The following is a 19996-nucleotide window of genomic DNA, read 5'->3' on the forward strand; positions in this document are numbered from 1 at the left end:
GAGCATCGATGAACTTTTCCCAGCGAAGGTCGTTTGCGGCGGACAAGCCAATCGATGCCCTCGTTCGTTTTGAGGACGTGAAGAAGTCCTATGACGGCGTCAACTTCGTCGTGAAGGACCTCAACCTTGACGTTAGGCGCGGCGAGTTCCTGACCATGCTGGGACCTTCGGGCTCCGGCAAGACCACCACGCTGATGATGCTAGGCGGCTTCGAACGACCGACGCTCGGCCGCATCCTTCTTGACGGCAGGCCGGTCGAGCGACTGCCGCCCGAGAAGCGCAACATCGGCTTCGTGTTCCAGAACTACGCCCTGTTCCCGCATATGACCGTGGCGGAGAACGTCGCCTTTCCATTGCGCTACCGCGGCATCAGCGGACCCGCCGCGGCGGCGAAAGTCCGCGAGGCGCTCGGTCGCGTCAGCCTCGATACGCTGGGGGACCGCCGTCCTTCGCAGCTTTCGGGCGGCCAGCAACAGCGCGTCGCATTGGCACGGGCGCTAGTGTTCGAGCCTTCACTGGTGTTGATGGACGAGCCGTTGGGTGCGCTCGACAAGCAGCTGCGCGAACGCATGCAGATCGAGATCAAGCAGTTGCAGACCTCGCTCGGCATCACCATGGTCTATGTCACGCATGACCAGTCCGAAGCGCTGACGATGTCGGACCGCATCGCGGTTTTTCATGACGGCCGCATCCAGCAACTGGCCGATCCCGAGACACTTTACAATGAGCCGGCCAACCGTTTCGTCGCATCCTTCATCGGCGAGAACAACACTTTGTCCTGCACGCTGATGGGTCGCGAGGGAGACCTCGGCATCGTGCGCATGGCCGATGGCTCAACGTTCAAGGCCGGCAGCTCCTCAACCTCCGGAACTGGGGCCGAATTCAGCCTGTCCGTACGTCCGGAAAGCATCGCCCTTGCCGGCAGCGGCGCCGGCACCGACGTCAACCGGATGACGGGCACAGTCCGCGACGTCTTTTTCCTTGGCGATCACATGCGCCTGTCGCTGGAGGCGCTCGGCGGCCAGCTCGTAACCGCGCGTATCCCGGCGCGCCGCGTCGGACCGTTCGCGCCGGGCGATGCCGTGACGCTCGAATGCAACGTGCGGGACTGCCGCCTGCTGGAGGCCTGAGAGATGACTGCCGTGGACATCGACCGCATCAACATCTTCATGGCCGTGCGTCGGGCGGCGAGGCCTGCCCGGCGATCGGCGTTCTCGCTCGCGCTGCCGCTGCTCGCTTTCCTCGCGGTGGCCTTCGTCGCCCCCATCCTCTACCTCCTTGTCACCGCGGTTGCCAATCCGGAAACGCGCGAGGTGCTGCCGCGCACGCTGGTGGCGCTGCAGGACTGGGACGGCAAATCCGCGCCGGACGAGCGCGTCTATGCCGCGTTGGCAGAGGATCTGAAAGTCGCCAAGGACAACAGCACCGCAGCCCTGCTGGGCAAGAGGCTGAACTACGAGATCTCCGGCATGCGAAGCCGCGTCCTGGCGGCCGCCAGGATGGTTGAGAAATCGGATGGCGGACCCTACAAAGAGAAGTTCGTCCAGCTTGGACAGGAATGGGCCTCGCCGGAGACGTGGGCGGTCATCAGGCGCGACGGCGCTTCCTTTACTCCATATTATCTCTTGACCGCCCTCGATCTGAGGCAGGCCCCGGACGGCTCCATTGAGCGTGTCCATGGCGACCAGGCGATCTTCCTCGATGTCCTGGGCCGCACGCTGTTCGTGGCCGGCCTGGTGACGCTGTTCACGCTGCTTCTGGGCTATCCGGTCGCCTATGTGCTGACCATCGCGCCCAAGGCAATCGCCGGCATCATGATGCTGATGGTGCTCCTGCCGCTGTGGACGTCGCTGCTGGTGCGGACCACCGCATGGGTGGTGCTGCTGCAATCGGACGGCATCATCAACGACATATTGCTCGGCCTGCACCTGACCAGCGAAAAGCTTCAGCTCATCTTCACCCGGTTCGGCACCGTGACGGCGATGACGCATATACAATTGCCCTTCACGATCCTGCCGATCTACAGCGTCATGCGAGCCATCCCTGCCACACAGCTGCGCGCTGCCCGCTCGCTCGGCGCCGGACCGTCTTCGGCGTTCTGGCGGGTCTATGCGCCGCAGACGCTGCCCGGCGTTGTGGCCGGCTGCTTGATGACCTTCATCCTGTCGCTCGGCTACTACATCACCCCGGCGCTCGTCGGCGGCCCGCGCGACCAGATGGTGTCGAACTTTATCTCCGTCTACATCAACCGTGACCTCAACTGGGGCCTGGCCGCCAGCCTCGGTGTGGTCCTGCTGGTCGTGACGCTCGCCATCTACCTGTTGTTCCTGCGCCTTGTCGGCGCCGACAAGATCAAGCTTGGGTGACGCCATGTGGCTGCCTTCCTACGCAACCCCTTCCGAACGCCTGTTGCGAACTCTTGTTGTCATGCTGGCGGTCGCGGTCCTCCTGTTCCTGATCGCTCCGCTGTTCATCATCGTGCCGCTGTCATTTTCCAAGGACCCGTTCTTCACCTTGCCCGTGCGGGAATATTCGCTGCGCTGGTACGAGGACTTCTTCGGCAACGCGCGCTGGATGACGGCCATCTTCAACAGCGCGGTGGCGGCGGTTGCGACGACAATACTGGCAACGACGCTCGGCACCTTGGCGGCGCTAGGCATTTCACGCCCCGATTTTCCGGCGCGGCGGCTCGTCATGGCGCTGCTGATCTCGCCGATGATCGTGCCGATCGTCATCGTTGCCGTAGGCAGCTACCTTTTCTTCGGCCAGTTCGGCCTGACCAACACGCGAACCGGCCTGGTGCTGGCCCACACAGCGCTGGCCACGCCCTTTGTGGTCATCACCGTGACGGCGATGCTGTCGACATACGACACCAACCTGACGCGGGCCGCGCTGAGCCTCGGCGCGCCGCCCACCGCGGCCTTCTTCCGCGTAACATTGCCGAACATCATGCCGGGGGTCGTATCGGGAGCGATCTTCGCCTTCGCGACCTCTTTCGACGAAGTGGTCGTGGCGCTGTTCATGACCGCGGCCGAGCAGCGCACGCTGCCAGTGCAGATGTTCTCTGGCATACGCGACCAGATCAATCCGACCATCATGGCGGCCGCGACGCTGCTTCTGGCGCTGTCAATCATCCTGTTTTTCGCCCTGGCGATGCTCACGCGCCGTCGCGCCCGGTAATCGCCGTTTGCCCTTGTGCTGACCGCTGGCGCGATCGGGTTACGGCGGGGCGACTCTTGCATCGCCGTTTGTCGCCGGAGCCAGGTTGCGCTTTGGAGTCTTCGCTAACTGGCGAGCGCGCCGGGATCGCCCGCGACGAACATATCGGCGAACCGCGCCGCGAAGCTCCGCGCCACGGCCGAGCGCTTGCGGTCGGCGCTGACATAAATGCCCACCACGACATCGGCCAGCCGAGGCAGATGCGCCCCCGGTTCGACGACGCGCAGCGCGGACGGCACGATGCGGTGCGCGAGGACGGTCATGCCGAAACCAGCCCCTACAGCCGCCTGCAGGCCCGACAGGCTGGGGCTTGTGTAGACGATTTCGAAACTGCGTCCATCCCTCTGCAACGCCGTCAGCATGTTGCGCCGGTAGAGGCAGCCTTCCGGATAGCACACGATGCGCAGCGGAACTTTTTCTTGGCTGCCCGTGAGCGTGTCGCCACTCCCGGCGGCACCGACCCAGGCGAGCTGCTCCTTCCAGGTCATAAAGGCGCCCTCGGATGGGCCGTCCGGCGTCATCGCCACGACAATGTCGTACTGCCCCTTGCGCATGCCCTCCAGAAGGTTGTGCGAAATATCGCAGACCACATCGAAGGTGATATCGGCGCCGTCTCGCGCGAAGCTTGCCATCAGCCTGGGCAGGAAATGGTCGGCGTAGTCATTGGGAATGCCGAGCCTGAGCTTTCCAGTGCTTTCGCGGCTGGAGAGCTTGAGCATCATCTCGTCGTTGAGCGCCAGGATCTGGCGGGCATAGCCGGCCACCAATTCACCCTGCTCGGTCAGTTGCGTGCCGCCTTCCTTTGCGAACAGCGAGACACCGAGAAGGTCTTGCAGCTTCTTCATCTGCAGGCTGATCGCAGGCTGCGTGCGGCCAAGCTGCTCTCCGGCCCGCGTGTAGCCGCGCAGGTCGATGATGGTGATGAAGGCTCGAAGCAGATCGGTAGGAATGCTGCGCATCGATGGCCCCCTGGCGCGACAATGAGCGCATGTTGCGCTCATAAGATCACCTGTTTCCCGGCAAAAGCAAGCGGGCCTCGGCTTGCGCCAAGGCCCGCTGGATTTTTGAACAGGCCTCAGGCCCTGACGATGTTGTGCTCGGGACCGAACGGGAATTTCGTGATATTCTCGGCACCGTCCTCGGCGATGACCAAGATATCGTGCTCACGGTAGCCGCCGGCACCGGGCATGCCTTCGGGCAAGGTCACCATCGGCTCCATCGAGACCACCATGCCGGGCTGGAGCACGGTGTTGATGTCCTCGCGCAGCTCAACCCCGGCCTCGCGACCGTAATAGTGCGACAGCACGCCGAAGGAATGCCCGTAGCCGAACGAGCGGTAGCCGAGCAGGTCATGGCTGCGGTAGATGTCGTTCAACTCCGTCGCCACGTCGCCGCAGCGCGCGCCCGGCCGCAGCAGTTCCAGCCCGCGCCGGTGCACCTTGCAGTTGATTTCCCAGATGCGCAGGTGCTCGTCGCTGGCATGATCGAGGAACAGCGTGCGTTCCAGCGCGGTGTAATAGCCAGAGATCATCGGAAAACAGTTCAGCGAAAGAATATCGCCGTTCTCCACCTTGCGCGACGTCACCGGATTGTGGGCGCCGTCCGTGTTCACGCCAGACTGAAACCACACCCAGGTGTCCATCAACTCTGCGTGGGGGAAAGTCTTGGCGATGTGACGAACCATGGTCTGTGTGCCCGCCAGCGCCACCTCGTATTCGGGAACCCCCTCGCGGATGGCGTTGCGGATAGCCTCGCCGCCGATGTCGGCCGTGCGGGCCCCTTCCTTGATCAGCGCGATCTCCTCCGCCGATTTGATGGTGCGCAACCACATTGACGGTGCGCCGATATCGACGAATTCAACTCCCGGGAAGGCATCCTGCAGCAAATTGCGCAGGTCGAGATTGACATCGTCGAACTCGATGCCAAGGCGCTTGGCACTCGGCAACTGTTGCTGGAGAGCATGGAAGTAATTGTCGCGCTGCCAGTCGGTATAGGTGACGTTGTCGCCGAAGGTGCGGCGCCAAGGCTGGCCCGCATCGATGCCGGCGGAAATGGAAACCGCTTTCTTGTCCGTCACCACGAAGGCATAGCGGCGACCAAAGTAGCAATACAGGAAATCTGAGAAATAGCAGATGTTGTGGTAGGAGGTGAGGATGGCGCCGTCGAGTCTCAGTTCAGCCAGGATCTTGCGCAGGCCGTCCTGACGGCGTGTCATTTCGGCGGCACTGAAGGTCGGGACAACCTTATGGCCATTGTGCATGTTCTGCAGCCGCAACAGTTCGTTGGGCATGCCCTTGGCATAGATGTTCATTATGTCCTCCGTACCGCGAAAAGGGATGATCAATGCGTCGCTTCGGACAATACGGAGGCGGCTAAGGCACGGGAAATTAGAAGTCGATATCAGCCAATTACAGTTGCTAATCGCTACTGCGAAAAGAGAGGGGAGGTGTCAGGTCGCAGGTTCACGAAACGCTCCAACTGCCTGCTACACGAACATCATGACGATGATCGCGCCGATGACGATGAGGACGAGGCCACCGATCAGCATCGGCAACAGACTGTTGTCCGGGTCGATACCAGATTCAAACTGCTTTTCCATCGGCGTACCGTTCTTCTTTGGCTCAGTCATGGCTCATCTCCTCAAGAGAGAAATCGGCGTGCGTCTTGTGAAGGGCCAAGCCTGCATAGCAGCCTCCTGCGGCTGTTGGCCGCTTCCCGATCGATCCAGCGATGAGATTGTGCCGCTCTCGGTCCTCCGCGACGAAGCATATCGTTCTGAGCACATCGACCTCATCTACCGACCCGTGCCATACCCGAAGCGCGCCGTCGCGAGGACCCTCCAAGGAAATCTTGAGGCATCAGTGCAACATCGGCCAACGTGTAACGATCGAGGACGCTCTGAAAGGATGCTATGGCTTCGCCGAACATGCCTGAAAGCTTGCAGGAACTGGTGAGCACACATTGGTTTCCGGTGGCAAAGCACTCCACAACAGCGAAATCCGGCTCAGTCAGCCGTATGACGTCGCCGACCCGGATCTTCTCGGGCGGGAGCCCCAGTGTGAGCCCCCCGGAGCGGCCGCGTACCGCCTTCAGGTAGCCGCCGCGCGTCAGGGTATTGGCGACCTTGTTGAGGTGGGTCTTCGACACCTTAAAGGTGCGGGCGGTTTCCTCGATCGTAATCAGGCGATCGCCAGCCGAGGCGGCAAACATCAGCATCCTCAAGGCAAAATCGGAGAAGTTGGTCAGCCTCACGGATGGTGCCTCCCTTGGACTGGCATGCCCCTGTGGGGATCACTCACCTGCCTTTTCCGCGTCACAGCTCTTTCTCGACAATCGGTTCGATGTCAGTCGTTGTCTCGCCTCGGTTGAAGGCGACCGCCAGGCGAAAACTGTGGGCAATACGCAGGGCTCGATTCATGAACAGCGCCGCAACGTCCGGCGGACAGATGCGGCGCACGGTGGCGCGAAACAACTTCAGCCAACGCCGGAAATGCGCCTCGCCAAGGCCTTCGATCGTCAGATGTGGCGGTAAGGGCCGTCCTCCGTACCGAGCCGTCCGCAGCAATGTCGCGGACCAGAAGTCACACATTTTGGCCAGATGAGCCGGCCACTCGGCATGCGCTATCCTTTGGTGGAAGATGGGGCCGAGAAGCTCATCGCGGCGAATTTCATCATAAAAGCCGTGAACCACGCTACGGATCATGGTTTCGTCGAGTACTTCCGACAGCGCGGCGCCATCGACGATGATCGTTCTGTTGCTTCGACTGTTTCCGCTCATTTGCGCGCAACCGTCTCCTCAAGGGCAAGCCCATTCTTGACGCCGTCGCCAGGTTGCCGCGTGCGAGGGTACCTGGGGACGTCGATCTGCCGACCCTGAACCGGGCCTGCGGCCCCGTCCTGCGACGAGGGTTCATGAGTTTGCGTTCCAACGCCAATCCTGGCGGGTCGGCTCAACATTCCAACTAAAACACAGATTGTCAATATATGTTTTATGAAGGCTGTCGAGAATGCAATGCACTACCGACGCAATCAGTAGGCGTGTGGCTGGTTTGGTATTGCTCACGGCGCATTGCCGTGAAGAGCGTTGGACAGATCAGATCGAGCCGAAGCCAGGGCCGCAAGATCCCGTTCATCGGCAATCAATGGCGCCTAAGCATCGTTTAGTTGCGTCGGCACGACAGCGCCAGGCTCGGCTTGGCAAGGGCGCGGACCAATGGCAATGCCCAGACTTGGACCAGCATTAAGTATCGCCATCACCTCAGCACCAGAATGCGCCAGCCGCAGTTCTTCTCTGATGCGAGGTGTCCGAAGTATCCGGCAAACCTGTGAAAGAGCGGGAAGGAAGGCGGAGACGGCGGAGCGAGGCCACAGCACCGTATAGACGATATCGACGGGATCGTCGTCCGGCCCGCCGAAATCGACAGGCGGATGCAGCCGAGTGAAAGATGCCATGGGAGAAGAGATCGCGTCGAACAAGGCGTGTGGGGTCGCAACGCCGCGGCCGATACCTGTCGAGCCGAAACCCTCGCTGCGCCAAAGGCTGTCGAGAACCATCTGTTCGTCAAGTCCGGCTCTCCGCGCCATCCTGACGGCTATTTTCGTCAATGCGGAATGCTTTCCCTTTGTCGCGAGGTCTAGCGCGATGTCTTGTTCCGACAAATAGGGGATCATCACGGTCGCCTCTAATTGATCCAAGCGCAGTCACGAGCGACGGTTGAGTCACATCGCCAACGCAGGGCAACGTTCACTTTGAACTGAATTGGAATCCTGGCTCTCCCGGACACGAAGCCAACGTCTTTCGCGTCCGGGCTAGAGGCCTGCTTTAAGGCGCCGTGGATATCGTCGGAGATTTTTCATGAAAATATGCATAACGTCAAAAATGTAGTGAAGGTCTTTTTGGAATCAAGCGACGCCAGTAGTGACGGGTCGCTTCAGAGTTATTCGGTGTCGCGGGTATAATTCCTTCGACCCATTTGACACGTGCCGCCTCGGTTCGCGAGATATCGCGAGTGATCCTCGGCCCTTGCCGATGCGCATTCTGCGATCTTCGCCGACGCGTGACTGAAGAGAATTCTTGGATGCGAACAAGGGGCACCAGACAAACGCAAAAATAATGCACTGAAACGCCATTTAATTTCGTTTGACGAAGATGGCCGTCTCCTCCTTGCTTGGGCGAGACCGAACGGGCCGTGTCAGCGCGATAGGATCGGATTTTAGGCCTTCCAGATTTCGGCTGTCGCACGGCTTCTACCCAAGCAAGGAGTACCGTGATGAAAAAGCTTGCCCTCGCAGTTGCCGTGACAATGGCCAGTTCGTTTTGCGCCATGGCGGCTAGTGACGTCGCCAAATCGCCGCCGCCTGCTCCTTACGAACAGGTCAGCAAACTTGTGAAATTGCCCGACTTCCTCCCGGGCATGGGTCAACTCTTCGTCGATCCGGCGACGTTGCCGGCCGGTCCGTTCCTTGCCTATGACCACGACGGCAAGCTTGTCAGCAGCATCTACATGCTTCCGATCAAGGAACTCAATCCGGACAAGCGTTTTGACAACCTCGCGGCGCCGGGCGGCAACGTCGACCATGTCGACGTTTACTACAATGCCGGGCACCCTGGCGTTCCAGAACCGCACGTCCACGTGGTGCTGTGGCATGTCTCGGCCACCGACGAGGCGCGGGTCGCCAAATGACACTCACGCGCCGTGAGATACTTGGCGCGGGCGGCGGTTTCGCCGCCCTGGCGCTTTCGTCTTTAGCCGTGTGGGCCGGCGACATCGTCGACATCGCGATGAAGGGTCGCGTCGATGGCTCGCACGTCTGGTTCGACCCTATCGGCGTTCTGATCAAGCCAGGTCAGACGGTCCGCTGGACAAACCTCAATCCTGGCAACTCGCACACGACCACGGCGTACAGCCCGAAGAATTTCGGGCGGCCGCTGCGCATGCCCAAGGCCGCAAGACCATGGGCCTCGGACTACCTCCTGCCTAACGAGACCTTTTCGGTGGCCTTCACCGAACAGGGTGTCTATGACTATTTCTGCATTCCGCACGAGCATGCCGGAATGGTCGGCCGCATCATCGTCGGCGAACCCGTGACAAACGGCTGGACCCAACTTGACGGAGCCAATGGCGACCTCCCGGAGGAGGCCCTCAAGGCGTTTCCGACAGTCGAGGAAATCATGGCGAAATTGATCGTCCCGCCCGCCTAGGCCATGCACCAGACACACGACCGCCAGCAACAAGGAGAATTGAATACGACGATGGGACGGGAGCGCCAGATTCCCCGCCATCGTCAGCGTCGATCAATTTGGGGGTGATCTTTATGACAGCCAGTATTTTTCCATGCGGACCTCAATCACGATCCCAGGCGAGGCGGGACGACGGCGCTCATGCGCTGGACATGCCTCTCGATGTGCCGACCGCAGCCCAACAGCGTGAGCGTGCGACGAACCGGCTTGCTGCCTTGGGCGAGATGACGGGCGGCATTGCTCATGACTTCAGAAACCTCCTGGCAGTCATCGAATCCGGCCTGCGGCTTGCCGAAAAGCGAGCCGAGGAACCAGAAAGGGTGCGGGCCTACATCGCGTCGGCGCGGCAAGGAATCGATCGAGGGATCGAGCTTACGTCTCAACTGCTCGCCTTCGCGAAGCACCAGGAACTCGATGCTCATGCGGGGGACCTGAATGAGTTCCTCAGGTCTTTCGAGCCTTTCCTCAGGTATGGCGCCGGGTCCGATGTCAAGGTCAAGCTTGAACTCGGTCCCGATGTCCCGCTCTGCATGGTCGACCCCGCGTTTTTCGATGCAGCGGTGCTTAATCTCGTCATCAACGCGCGCGACGCCGTCTCAAATGGCGGCGAAGTCCGGGTTGCCACTGGACGATTGGTGCAGGCGACCGCCTCTCCTGATCCGCCCGGGCCAGGAACCTACGCGTACGTTCGGGTCGAGGACCGCGGCTGCGGCATGGCTCCGGAGGTGTTGCAGAAGGTTTTCGATCCCTTCTTTACGACGAAGGGCGAAAAGGGCACCGGCATAGGACTATCGCAGGTGCAGGCATGGCTGGAGATGGTGGGTGGCCGGATCCGCATCGCAAGCGAGGAGGGGGTCGGAACTACGGTCGACCTCCTGTTCCCGTCAATCCAAGCGGAAACGTAAGCCTTACAAAGGCTCGTGCTGTCTCGTCTCATCGCGTGCAACGAAGTGCAATCCTGCCAGGGCTGGGCCTACTACGCTCTCGTCCGCATTGGCGGATTGCACCGCATAGACCGGATAGGAGAACTGCGGCATTTCAGGCACAAGATGAAGTCGTCCGGCCGCCAGGTGAGGCTGCACTGAGCTCATTCTGAAATATCCTGCGCCGCCAGCGGCCAGAACATAGTTCAATGCGAGCGGACCGAGGTCGAAAGAAAGATCCGGCGCGGCACTCGGGAAATTCACCCCGTGGTGAAGCCCGAAGTCAGGCCCCCAATCCATATAGACATATGATTCATCCACCACACGCGCATCGGAATTGGTAGTCACGAGGACGAGTTTTTCTTCCAAAAGCAGATCGATTTTCAAACCCGGTCTGTGCGGGGGCGCGTACATGATAGCCAAGTCGACCAGCCCCGAGGCGACCTGGTTGATGAGATCCTGTGGCACGTCGACGTGCACTCGCAGCGCGATATCCTGCAGCGATTGGCGCATCCAGTGGACCCAGTCGAGCAGAAGAGGTTGTGCAAGGCTGACTTCGCTGCCGACCGTCAGCACGGCCCGGCGTCCCGGAGGCACTGCAACCTGGTGAAGGGTGCGTTGCCATAGTTGGACGAACATCGGCGCGTGACGCAGAAATTGCTCGCCCGCGGGAGTGAGCGAAGCTCCGCCTTTATGCCGAACGAACAGTGGTCGGCCCAATTGTTGCTCCAGGTTGCGGATCCGTGCGCTGACGGTCGTCTGGGCAACGTTCAAGCGCTCCGAAGCCCGAATGAAGCTCCCTGTCGAAACGATCTCGATAAAGGTGCGGGCGAGTTCAATATCCATGACCGCTAATAGCATAAAAATTGCGCTTAAATGTCAATGAATTTCGTTTGTCACATAGCAGGTGCGAATATTAGGCTGTCCAAATACTCACCGGATTGAGCGCTGAACGCGGCGCAGCGCCGGGATGGAGCAGGCATAGGCCTCTCCATCCTCACCCCTCGTTTGCCCACAGTGTCACAGGAGCGATCATGTCGAAGAGAGAGAAGAATGGCCAAGGCGACGTCGGACGTCGTGACTTTCTAAAACTGTTCGGCGCGGCTGGCGCGGCAGCGGGCACCCTGCCGTTTGGCGGATCCGCATCGGCGGACGAGATCGTGGCAGCCGCCGCCACGGACACGAAGCACCATCACGCCGCCGAACCTCATACTCGAGGCGGCGGCTACGAATTCTTCAATGTCGACGAATCCGCCTTCGTCGAAGCGGCGGTCGATACGCTCATTCCAAAGGATGCCACCGGTCCCGGAGCCAAGGAGCTTGGCGTGGCGACATACATCGACCGGCAGATGGCCAGCGGATACGGCAAGGGCGACCGGCTTTATCTGGAAGGGCCCTTTGGCGAGGGTACGCCCGAGCAGGGATACCAATTGCCGATGACGCCCTCGGAGCTGATCCGGGCGGGAATCGCCGACGTCAATGCCGTCGTACAGAAAAGCCACAAGAACAGTTTCGCGGCCCTTTCGGCAAAGGACCGTGCCGCCGTTATGGCGGACCTTGAGGCCAAGAAGACCGACCTTCCAACGGTGCCGGTCGCAACCTTCTTCAGCCTCCTTCTGCAGCTCACGATCGAGGGCTATTTCGCAGACCCGATGTACGGCGGGAACGGGGACGCGGCTGCCTGGAAGATGATCGGCTTCCCCGGCGCGGATGCCATGTACGCGGACAAGATCGAGCCGTTCCGGAACAAGCCCTACAAGGCTGAACCGAAGGGCATCCAGGACCTCATTTGATCGGCGGAAGAAAAAGGAGACTTTGACATGGCCACCAAACTGAACCCGGTCGATGTGCTGATTGTCGGCCTTGGGTGGACAGGCGGCATCATCGCCAAGGAGCTTGCGTCCACCAAGCTCAAGATCGTTGCCCTAGAGCGGGGAGGCCCGCGCGACACCAATCCGGACTTCATCGATCCGGAAATCCATGACGAATTGCGCTACGCAGCCCGCTACGACCTCATGCAGAACGTGCGGAGGGAAACCATCACATTCCGCAATGGTGAATCGCAAACGGCGCTGCCTATGCGTCAACTCGGCTCCTTCCTGCCCGGCCTGGGCGTCGGCGGCGCCGGCGTGCACTGGAACGGCGTGACCTGGCGCTGGCTCGAATGGGATCACCAACCGCGTACCCGGACCGTCGACAAGTACGGCGAAAAGATCATCCCTTCGGACATGCACCTTCAGGACTGGCCGATCACCTATGATGATCTCGAGCCCTATTACGACAAGTTCGAAAAAACCTGTGGCACCTCCGGCAAGGCCGGCAATATCAACGGCCGGAAGATCGATGGCGGCAACATCTTCGAAGGATCGCGAAAGGAAGAATACCCCAATCCGCCAATGATCGCCGCGCAGAGCATGGTGATGTTCGAGAAGGCGGCGCGCAATCTCGGCTATCACCCTTTCCCCAACCCGTCGTCAAACGCGTCGAGGGATTACGTCAATCCCGATGGGGTAGCCTTTGGCCAATGCCACTATTGCGGCTTCTGCGAACGCTTCGGCTGCGAGGCCAATGCCAAGGCCAGCCCGCATTTCACAGTCATCCCGCTGGCGCTCAAGAACCCGAATTTCGAACTGCGCACCAATTCGATCGTGCTGAAGGTCAATCTCGATTCGACCCGCAAGAAGGCGGTCGGCGTCACATATCTCGACGCTCGCGGGCGCGAATTCGAACAGCCCGCCGACCTGATCATCCTGTCGGCCTTTGCGCTTCACAACGTCAATCTGCTGCTTCAGTCGGGAATTGGCGCGCCCTACGACCCGGCAACCGGGAAGGGCGTGGTCGGCCGGAACTATGCCTATCAGTGCGGCGGCGGTGCCACTGCCTTCTTCGACAAGAGGACCGTTCTGAATCGTTTCATGGGCGCCGGCGCGCTCGGCACCTGCATGGATGATTTCAACGGCGACAACTACGATTTCGTCAAAGCCGGCTACATCGGCGGCGGCGGCATCAGTTGCAGCAACTCTGGCGCTCGCCCCATCCAGTCGCATCCGACGCCGCACGGCACGCCGCGTTGGGGCTCGGAATGGAAGAAGGCGGTGGTCGACAACTATGACAATGCGGCCAACGTTGGCAATCAAGGCGCGGTGATGGCCTATAGGCAGAACTACCTCAGCCTCGATCCGACCTACACCGACGTCTTTGGCCGTCCGCTGATGAGGATGACATTCGACTTCCAGGACAACGAGGTAAAGCAGATGAACGGTCAGGCCGACATCTGCGTGACAATCGCCAAGGAGATGGGAGCGACCAAGGTCGACCGGAGCATCCCGCCCGTGCCCTATTCGATTGTGCCCTACCAGAGTACGCACAACACGGGCGGGGCGGTGTTCGGTGCCGACCCGAGCACCAGCGTTCTCAACAAATACCTTCAGGTCTGGGATGTCCCGAACGTATTCGTCACCGGCGCCTGCGTATTTCCGCAGAACGCCGGGAAGAATCCGACCGGGCCGGTGGGCGCTCTTGCCTACTGGGCGGCGGACGCGATCAAGAATCAATATTTGAAGAACCCCGGCCCATTGGTTCCCTCCTGAGGCAAGTCTGCCGGGTCCCGATCCACGCTTCGGACCCGGCAGGCTGTGCGTTTCGAATAACGATGTAACCAGGGTGGCTTGGCGACAACCAAGCCGCCCCTCATTGAAAGCACTCGAAGATGAAATCGACCATTCTTGGATTGACGACCGCGGTTCTCGCCGCAGTCGGCTCTGCGCAGGCGCAGGACAAATCTCCTGGCGATCCTGACGCCGGCGCCTCGGTCTTCAAGAGATGCATGGCCTGCCATGCGGTCGGCCCCGACGCCAAGAACGGAGTAGGGCCCGTATTGAATGGCGTCGTTGGCCGTGCGGCAGGCACTTACCCGGGTTACAACTATTCCGCGGCGAACAAGAATTCGGGCCTGACCTGGGATGAATCGACGCTGACCACATATCTGCACGCGCCGCGCAAGTTGGTGCCAGGCACGAAGATGACATTCGCCGGTCTCAGCAAGGATCAGGAGATCGCCGATGTGATCGCCTATCTAAGACAGTTCAACGCTCAAGGGCAGAAGGCCTCCCCCTGAGCCAGGACGATCTGTCCCGGCTTGCAAAGCACAACCTTATGAAGTTCCTCCTGCATCGGGGCCTGGGGTATTCCACGGTTCATCAGATCGGTGACTACCTGCGAAGCCATGGAACCGGCCATCACTGGATCGAGCGATATCGCGGCAGCATCTTCGTGATCGTATCCGATCAGGCCGACGAGATGATCCTTCGAAAGGAGTTCTCCGAGCTTCTCGATGCCGTCAGCGAAAAGGAGACGGACGGATGAGCGGAAAAGTCTTCGACGAGCGAGTGAAACTGAAGCGGGCATATGAGAGCCCTGCCGCCGACGATGGCACGCGGGTGCTGATTGACCGGCTTTGGCCGCGCGGGGTCAAGAAGACCGACGCCGCCATCGACTGCTGGATCAAAGAACTCGCGCCAAGCACCGAGCTTCGGAAATGGTTCGGACACGATCCCGCCCGCTGGGAGGAATTCCGTCGGCGATATGCGGCGGAAATCCACGCGCACCGCGACGAGCTCGACCGGCTGCGTGACCTGATACTGCAGGGCGCCGTCACGCTCGTCTACTCGGCTCACGACGAGGCCCACAACGACGCCGTCGTCCTGAGAGAGATTTTGCTGGGACATCGGTAGAGACGTCGCGCCGCGCTGCCTTTGCCATCGATGACATTGGGCGTGTGACCACGACAGCGGGTCCCAGCAACACTTTTCTGGAACCAAACTGAAGGAAACCTCATCCAAGCGCCGAGAGCACGTTCACGGCGAGGAGAAGCACAATGAAATTCTTTGTCGATACAGCAGATGTATCTGAAATTCGGGAGCTTGCTGCGGCTGGATTTGTCGACGGGGTGACCACGAACCCGTCGCTCATCTCGAAGACCGGTCGACCGATCAGGGATGTGATCAAGGAGATATGCGGGACGATCGAAGGCCCGGTTTCGGCGGAGGTCACCGCGACCGACTTCGACGGCATGATCGCCGAAGGAGAGCGTTTGGCGAGCATCGCCACCAACGTGGCCGTCAAGGTGCCATCCACCTGGGATGGGTTCAGAGCTTGTAGGGCGCTCGCTCACCTCGGCCACAAGGTCAATGTCACCCTGTGCTTTTCAGCAAACCAGGCATTGCTTGCGGCCAAGGCTGGCGCGACGTTCATTTCGCCGTTCGTCGGCAGGCTCGACGATCTCGGATTGGACGGCATGGAAGTGGTCCGGGAAATCCGCGCGATCTACGACAATGACGAATCCTTCACGACGGAAATCCTGGCGTCTTCAATTCGCACCCCACTCCACGTCAAAGAGGCGGCAATCGCAGGCGCCGATATTGCGACCATTCCCCCAGCAATACTTCGAAGCCTTGCCAAACACCCGCTCACCGACAAGGGTCTGGCTTCCTTTCTCGCGGACTGGGGCAAGACGGGGCAAGCGATCCTTTAAGGTCGCCCAGGCCGGCTGTCGGAAATGGCCGAAGCCGTTAGCAGCCAAATGGACGAATTGGTCGAGGAGCAGATGCGCTGGGATGACACCGTCGCGTCAAACCGGTTGGCAGTTCACTTCCCGCGCCGGCTCCGAACCCGCCGAGATGCCCATTAGCCCGTCGAGCGCATGGTCTTGGAATCTAACACAAAAAATGCATCCAATTGCTCATTAAATTCGTTTGCATGAGGTCCTGAATGGCGGGAGACTGGGGACGTAGCGGTTCCGCTTTGGTCGGGAACTCTGGTGAAAATGAAATCGAGAATCTGAAGGCGCGCGCCTGGACGGAACATGTTCAGGGCTTGCGAAGTCTATTGCGGCTCCAGCTAACGATTTTGAATTGAGAATCGCCAACGGAGAAGAAAATGGCTGGGAGCCATTCGAAATCAAACGGTCCGGATCTGGTTCAGGGCATCGCGGTCGCCGATCTGCAGGATGGCGGCAAGCTTGTCGGCCATTGCGGCGACGAGCAGGTGCTGCTGGTGCGCCGTGGGACCGAGGTATTCGCGGTCAGCGCCACATGCACGCATTACGGCGGGCCGCTCGCCGCCGGTCTTGTAGTACAAGACACTGTTCGGTGTCCGTGGCATCACGCGTGCTTCGACCTGCGCACGGGCGAGGCCCTGCGCGCGCCCGCTTTGAACCCGCTCGCCTGCTGGTCGGTGGAACAGCGAGAAGACAAGATATTCGTGGTGGGAAAGCGCCCGCGAACGGCACCCATGGCGCGAGGTGGCGGCGCGGCTCCCGAAAGAATTGTCATTGTCGGCGGTGGCGCGGCCGGTTTCGCTGCCGCCGAGACACTGCGCCGCGAGCAATGCCAGGGCAGCATCGTCATGATCAGCGATGACCAGGCGCCGCCCGTCGACAGACCGAACCTCTCCAAGGACTATCTCGCCGGCAAGGCGCCGGAGGATTGGATCCCGCTCCGCGGAGAGAAGTTCTATTCGAAAAACAACATCGACCTGCGTCTCGATACGAAGGTCGACCGCATCGACCCGCGGTCCCGCGAGGTTGTCCTGTCGGATGGCGGCACGATTCCTTACGAAAGGCTGCTGCTTGCCACGGGGGCCGAACCGGTTCGGCTTGCTATCCCAGGAGCGGAGCAATCACGGATCCACACGCTGCGTTCTGTCGCCGACTGCAAGGCGATCATCGAGAGGGCCGCGAATGCGCGACGCTGCATCGTGCTCGGCGCCAGTTTCATCGGCCTGGAGGTTGCGGCGGCGCTGCGCACGCGCGGCATCGACGTTCATGTCGTGGCGCCGGACAGACGGCCTATGGAGCGGGTCCTGGGACCGCAGATGGGCGATTTCATCCGCACCCTCCATGAGGAGAATGGTGTCGTGTTCCATCTTGAGGACACCGCGGCCAGCATCGACGGCAGCAAGATGAAGCTCAGCAGCGGCGACACGTTGGCGGCGGATTTCGTCGTGGCCGGCGTCGGCGTGAGGCCACGTACCGGGCTCGCCGAAAAGGCCGGGCTCAAACTCGATCGCGGTGTCGCGGTGAACGCGTTTTTGGAAACAAGCGAGCCCGGAATTTTCGCGGCCGGCGACATTGCCCGGTGGCCCGATCCTCATAGTGGCGAGAATCTTCGGGTGGAGCATTGGGTGGTTGCTGAGAGACAAGGTCGCACCGCGGCACTCAACATGCTTGGCCATCGCGAGAAATTCACCGCGGTCCCGTTCTTCTGGAGCCAGCATTACGATGTGCCCATCAACTATGTCGGCCATGCCGAGCGATGGGACGAGATCTCGGTCGATGGAGACGTCGCGGCCAGGGACTGCCTGCTCCGTTTCAAACGCGAGGGGCGCACGCTCGCTGTCGCCTCGATCTTCCGCGACCTGCAAAGTCTGGAGGCTGAACTGGAAATGGAGCGCCAAACGGCAAGCTAGAACGCGCTCTCGATCACGGATGGGAGCGCAACAAGAATGATGCAGCTGAGTATGTCGCCGTACGAAAGGAGACCGATCTATGTCCGCATTGCAACAGGAATTCAACGTTCCCAGGGATTTGCAAATCGTTGCAACCACTCAGCATCATTCAAAGATCGTCGAGTTTGCCAAGGAGGTTGCCGGGCAAGAGTCCCATCAGATGCCTACCTCGGTCGAAATCTTCTCCGACAGCGGTCGCTGGTACTGCCAGGTCCGTCGGGGCAATGAAAAGACGCGGCCGATGGGCCCCTATACCAAACAGCAGGCTGAACGGGTTCAGGAGGTTCGCAGAGCCTTGATCGCCAAAAGAGGCACCGCTCGGATTATGTTCGAGTAGGCGGGGACCTGACGGTCGCGCCGTCGGCGTACGCTCCACCGCAACGACCGTCTTTATCGAGTTTACAGGACGAGGCAAGCCATCGGCCATTGCCGCATTGCGAACCAGGTCTCGCGACGAGACCTGTCGACGTTCCCGCTTGCCGAGCCGGCATCGTCTCAGCCAACGGAAGGAAAGCCGATATGGAATACAGGTCGATCGTTCTCAACCTAGACATCGACGGGATCGTTGAACCTGTCGTCAAGCTCGGAGTCGATCTCGCCCAGCGCTTCGACGCGCGCCTAATAGGTCTGTCGGCTGCCGATGTCGCGCCGCCGGTTGTAATGGAAGGTGGGACGGCCTTCGAAGGGGACAGCATGATGCGCCAGCGCAAGAACATCAAGCGACGGCTCGAGGACCTCCACGCACAGTTCGAAGGCATTGCTGGCGCGACGGTTCATACTCAATGGCGTGGGGCCGTGGGCAATCCGACCCGCGTGCTGATCGAATCGGCGCGCTTGGCCGATCTCATCGTCACAACCTCGCCCGAGGGCGCCAGTTTCGGCAACGCCTATCGTTCCACCGACCTCGGCAATCTGATCCTTCAGGCCGGTCGGCCCGTATTCGTGGCATCGACCAACCAGGAGAATTTCCGCATCAACAAGGTTCTGGTCGGATGGAAGGACACGCGTGAAGCCAGGCGCGCTGTTCTAGATGCTATGCCCTTTTTGCAGATGGCTCAGGAGGTTCGGGTCATTACGATCGACGACGGCCCAACCGACGGAACCTGGAACGGCCTCGACGATGTTGTCGCCTTCCTGGACCTGCATGGCGTAGAGGCCAAGGCGGAAGTGTTTCCGGAAAAATCCAATGGCGGAACGATCGCCGACGTCGCCGGCGCAATGAACGCGGATCTCGTCATATCCGGCGCATACGGCCACAGCAGGTTCAGGGAGTGGATCTTCGGCGGCGCTACCCGCTCGCTACTTGAAGCTGATCGGCTGAACCGGCTCATGTCGAACTGATCGCCGGCACCGATGGCGGGGCGCATCCCCACCCAGATTTCGGGAACGCATCCCAGCCCCGCTGGGTTGGCTGCTCGTTAACCGAGACAAGCCTGCCGGCCGGACTCTCTCGCAAGAACTCAGGCTTGATGTTGTTCGCCCTCGGTGGCGATCAATATCCAATTGCGCCTCCTTGACTGGGTCTGACAGGCGAACGTCCATGTATCGATGATCTCGACGATCTGCCGGGGATCGCCCGCGACGACAGCATTGTCGGCCGAGCGTGTAACGCTCACCACGTCGGAAACGTACCGAACGACGATCTGGGCGGTATCATCCGCCACGAACGCGTCGACGACCTTGGCTTCGTCCGTGCCTATGAAGGTGAGTTCCAGCACTTCTCGTCGATTCAGCCGCCCGACGATTTCTCGCTCGAAGGCGGCAAGCACTTCCGGCCCGACAAGACGCCTCAAGCTCTGGATGTCACTGTCCGCAAACGCCCGCAGGATGGCTTCATAGGCCCTCCTGGCGCCTGACAGGAATGCAGCAAGGTCGAAATCCGGGTCGAACTTGCGAAGCGCATCCTGGGACATGTCCGCGCAGGTCGCGTGTTCGGTACTGGGGTCCTGCTGCGACGGCACAGCGTTCCGCTTGGCCCTCTCTTCGTTCCAGCGCGAGAAAAGCTGGCTCCAACTCGCAAGCATTGCCCAATAAAGCGCGAGGATCGCAACGAGAAGGATCTGGCTGTTCGGGTCTGTGGTCTCGCTCATGACATTCACCCATCGAC

General features: G+C 60.6%; 23 protein-coding genes. 15 read left to right on the plus strand and 8 right to left on the minus strand.

Translation table 11 applies throughout. The features are described 5' to 3' along the window. The first annotated feature begins 8 nt into the window (after nt 1-8). Genes FJ956_RS21685 through FJ956_RS21695 form a run of 3 tightly spaced genes read left to right on the plus strand, consistent with a single transcriptional unit; the run spans nt 9 to nt 3180 of the window. Nucleotides 9-1130, plus strand: coding sequence for an ABC transporter ATP-binding protein (locus FJ956_RS21685; protein ID WP_140680918.1), 1122 nt, complete (start codon nt 9-11; stop codon nt 1128-1130). 3 nt (nt 1131-1133) lie between these two features. Next, nucleotides 1134-2366, plus strand: a complete 1233-nt coding sequence (locus FJ956_RS21690) for an ABC transporter permease (RefSeq protein WP_140680920.1) — start codon at nt 1134-1136, stop codon at nt 2364-2366. 4 nt (nt 2367-2370) lie between these two features. Then, entirely contained in the window at nt 2371-3180 is an 810-nt protein-coding gene (locus FJ956_RS21695; protein WP_140680922.1) for an ABC transporter permease, read from the plus strand. Nucleotides 3181-3284: 104 nt separating this feature from the next. Here the strand turns inward: FJ956_RS21695 and FJ956_RS21700 are convergent, their stop codons facing one another. The 6 genes from FJ956_RS21700 to FJ956_RS21720 all read right to left on the minus strand — a co-directional run bounded on the left by FJ956_RS21700 (nt 3285) and on the right by FJ956_RS21720 (nt 7890). Then, nucleotides 3285-4178, minus strand: coding sequence for a LysR family transcriptional regulator (locus FJ956_RS21700; protein WP_181170294.1), 894 nt, complete (start codon nt 4176-4178; stop codon nt 3285-3287). 116 nt (nt 4179-4294) lie between these two features. Beyond that, nucleotides 4295-5509 (minus strand): M24 family metallopeptidase, encoded by a 1215-nt coding sequence (locus tag FJ956_RS21705; protein WP_140680978.1) that lies wholly within the window; start codon nt 5507-5509, stop codon nt 4295-4297. 195 nt (nt 5510-5704) lie between these two features. Beyond that, entirely contained in the window at nt 5705-5848 is a 144-nt protein-coding gene (locus FJ956_RS30585) for a hypothetical protein (RefSeq protein WP_181170295.1), read from the minus strand. A 161-nt stretch (nt 5849-6009) separates the two neighbouring features. Then, on the minus strand, nt 6010-6471 hold the full coding sequence (locus FJ956_RS21710) for an Rrf2 family transcriptional regulator (protein ID WP_140680926.1): 462 nt from the start codon (nt 6469-6471) through the stop codon (nt 6010-6012). Between the two features lie 61 nt (nt 6472-6532). Then, entirely contained in the window at nt 6533-6997 is a 465-nt protein-coding gene (locus tag FJ956_RS21715) for a group III truncated hemoglobin (protein ID WP_140680928.1), read from the minus strand. 371 nt (nt 6998-7368) lie between these two features. Beyond that, on the minus strand, nt 7369-7890 hold the full coding sequence (locus FJ956_RS21720) for a PTS sugar transporter subunit IIA (protein WP_140680930.1): 522 nt from the start codon (nt 7888-7890) through the stop codon (nt 7369-7371). 599 nt (nt 7891-8489) lie between these two features. Between FJ956_RS21720 and FJ956_RS21725 the strand changes: the two genes are divergently transcribed. The 3 genes from FJ956_RS21725 (at nt 8490) to FJ956_RS21735 (ending at nt 10365) form a co-directional block, all read left to right on the plus strand. Beyond that, nucleotides 8490-8903, plus strand: coding sequence for a DUF5602 domain-containing protein (locus tag FJ956_RS21725; RefSeq protein ID WP_140680932.1), 414 nt, complete (start codon nt 8490-8492; stop codon nt 8901-8903). Next, nucleotides 8900-9421 (plus strand): plastocyanin/azurin family copper-binding protein, encoded by a 522-nt coding sequence (locus tag FJ956_RS21730; protein ID WP_181170296.1) that lies wholly within the window; start codon nt 8900-8902, stop codon nt 9419-9421. The genes FJ956_RS21725 and FJ956_RS21730 overlap by 4 nt, the downstream gene beginning before the upstream one ends. Before the next feature lie 191 nt (nt 9422-9612). After that, entirely contained in the window at nt 9613-10365 is a 753-nt protein-coding gene (locus FJ956_RS21735) for an ATP-binding protein (RefSeq protein ID WP_140680934.1), read from the plus strand. Nucleotides 10366-10368: 3 nt separating this feature from the next. Here FJ956_RS21735 and FJ956_RS21740 read toward each other — a convergent pair whose 3' ends face one another. Continuing rightward, nucleotides 10369-11229 carry a LysR family transcriptional regulator gene (locus tag FJ956_RS21740; protein ID WP_140680936.1) on the minus strand — a complete coding sequence of 287 codons (861 nt, stop codon included), beginning with the start codon at nt 11227-11229 and terminating at the stop codon, nt 10369-10371. 188 nt (nt 11230-11417) lie between these two features. Between FJ956_RS21740 and FJ956_RS21745 the strand changes: the two genes are divergently transcribed. From FJ956_RS21745 to FJ956_RS21785, 9 genes are all read left to right on the plus strand, one after another. After that, nucleotides 11418-12176: a gluconate 2-dehydrogenase subunit 3 family protein gene (locus tag FJ956_RS21745; RefSeq protein ID WP_140680982.1), complete on the plus strand. Its 759-nt coding sequence runs from the start codon at nt 11418-11420 to the stop codon at nt 12174-12176. Nucleotides 12177-12203: 27 nt separating this feature from the next. Continuing rightward, the gene (locus FJ956_RS21750; RefSeq protein WP_140680938.1) at nt 12204-13973 is read left to right on the plus strand and encodes a GMC family oxidoreductase; all 1770 of its coding nucleotides are present in this window, start codon (nt 12204-12206) and stop codon (nt 13971-13973) included. A gap of 119 nt (nt 13974-14092) precedes the next feature. Beyond that, a complete protein-coding gene (locus FJ956_RS21755; protein WP_140680940.1) occupies nt 14093-14500 on the plus strand; it encodes a cytochrome c family protein in 408 nt (135 codons plus the stop codon). Between the two features lie 38 nt (nt 14501-14538). Further along, nucleotides 14539-14748, plus strand: coding sequence for a hypothetical protein (locus FJ956_RS21760; RefSeq protein WP_140680942.1), 210 nt, complete (start codon nt 14539-14541; stop codon nt 14746-14748). Continuing rightward, nucleotides 14745-15116: a DUF488 domain-containing protein gene (locus tag FJ956_RS21765; RefSeq protein ID WP_140680944.1), complete on the plus strand. Its 372-nt coding sequence runs from the start codon at nt 14745-14747 to the stop codon at nt 15114-15116. Before FJ956_RS21760 ends, FJ956_RS21765 begins: the two co-directional genes overlap by 4 nt. 143 nt (nt 15117-15259) lie before the next feature. After that, entirely contained in the window at nt 15260-15916 is a 657-nt protein-coding gene (gene fsa, locus FJ956_RS21770) for a fructose-6-phosphate aldolase (RefSeq protein ID WP_140680946.1), read from the plus strand. Between the two features lie 404 nt (nt 15917-16320). Further along, nucleotides 16321-17850, plus strand: coding sequence for an FAD-dependent oxidoreductase (locus FJ956_RS21775; RefSeq protein ID WP_140680948.1), 1530 nt, complete (start codon nt 16321-16323; stop codon nt 17848-17850). 79 nt (nt 17851-17929) lie between these two features. Next, nucleotides 17930-18226: a hypothetical protein gene (locus FJ956_RS21780; protein ID WP_140680950.1), complete on the plus strand. Its 297-nt coding sequence runs from the start codon at nt 17930-17932 to the stop codon at nt 18224-18226. A 182-nt stretch (nt 18227-18408) separates the two neighbouring features. Beyond that, on the plus strand, nt 18409-19230 hold the full coding sequence (locus tag FJ956_RS21785; protein WP_140680952.1) for a universal stress protein: 822 nt from the start codon (nt 18409-18411) through the stop codon (nt 19228-19230). A gap of 119 nt (nt 19231-19349) precedes the next feature. On the opposite strand, the gene FJ956_RS21790 is transcribed toward FJ956_RS21785, so the two are convergent. Beyond that, on the minus strand, nt 19350-19979 hold the full coding sequence (locus FJ956_RS21790; RefSeq protein WP_181181046.1) for a Tim44/TimA family putative adaptor protein: 630 nt from the start codon (nt 19977-19979) through the stop codon (nt 19350-19352). Between the last annotated feature and the right edge of the window lie 17 nt (nt 19980-19996).

The organism is Mesorhizobium sp. B2-4-3 (genome assembly GCF_006442815.1).
Taxonomy (GTDB): Bacteria; Pseudomonadota; Alphaproteobacteria; order Rhizobiales; family Rhizobiaceae; genus Mesorhizobium.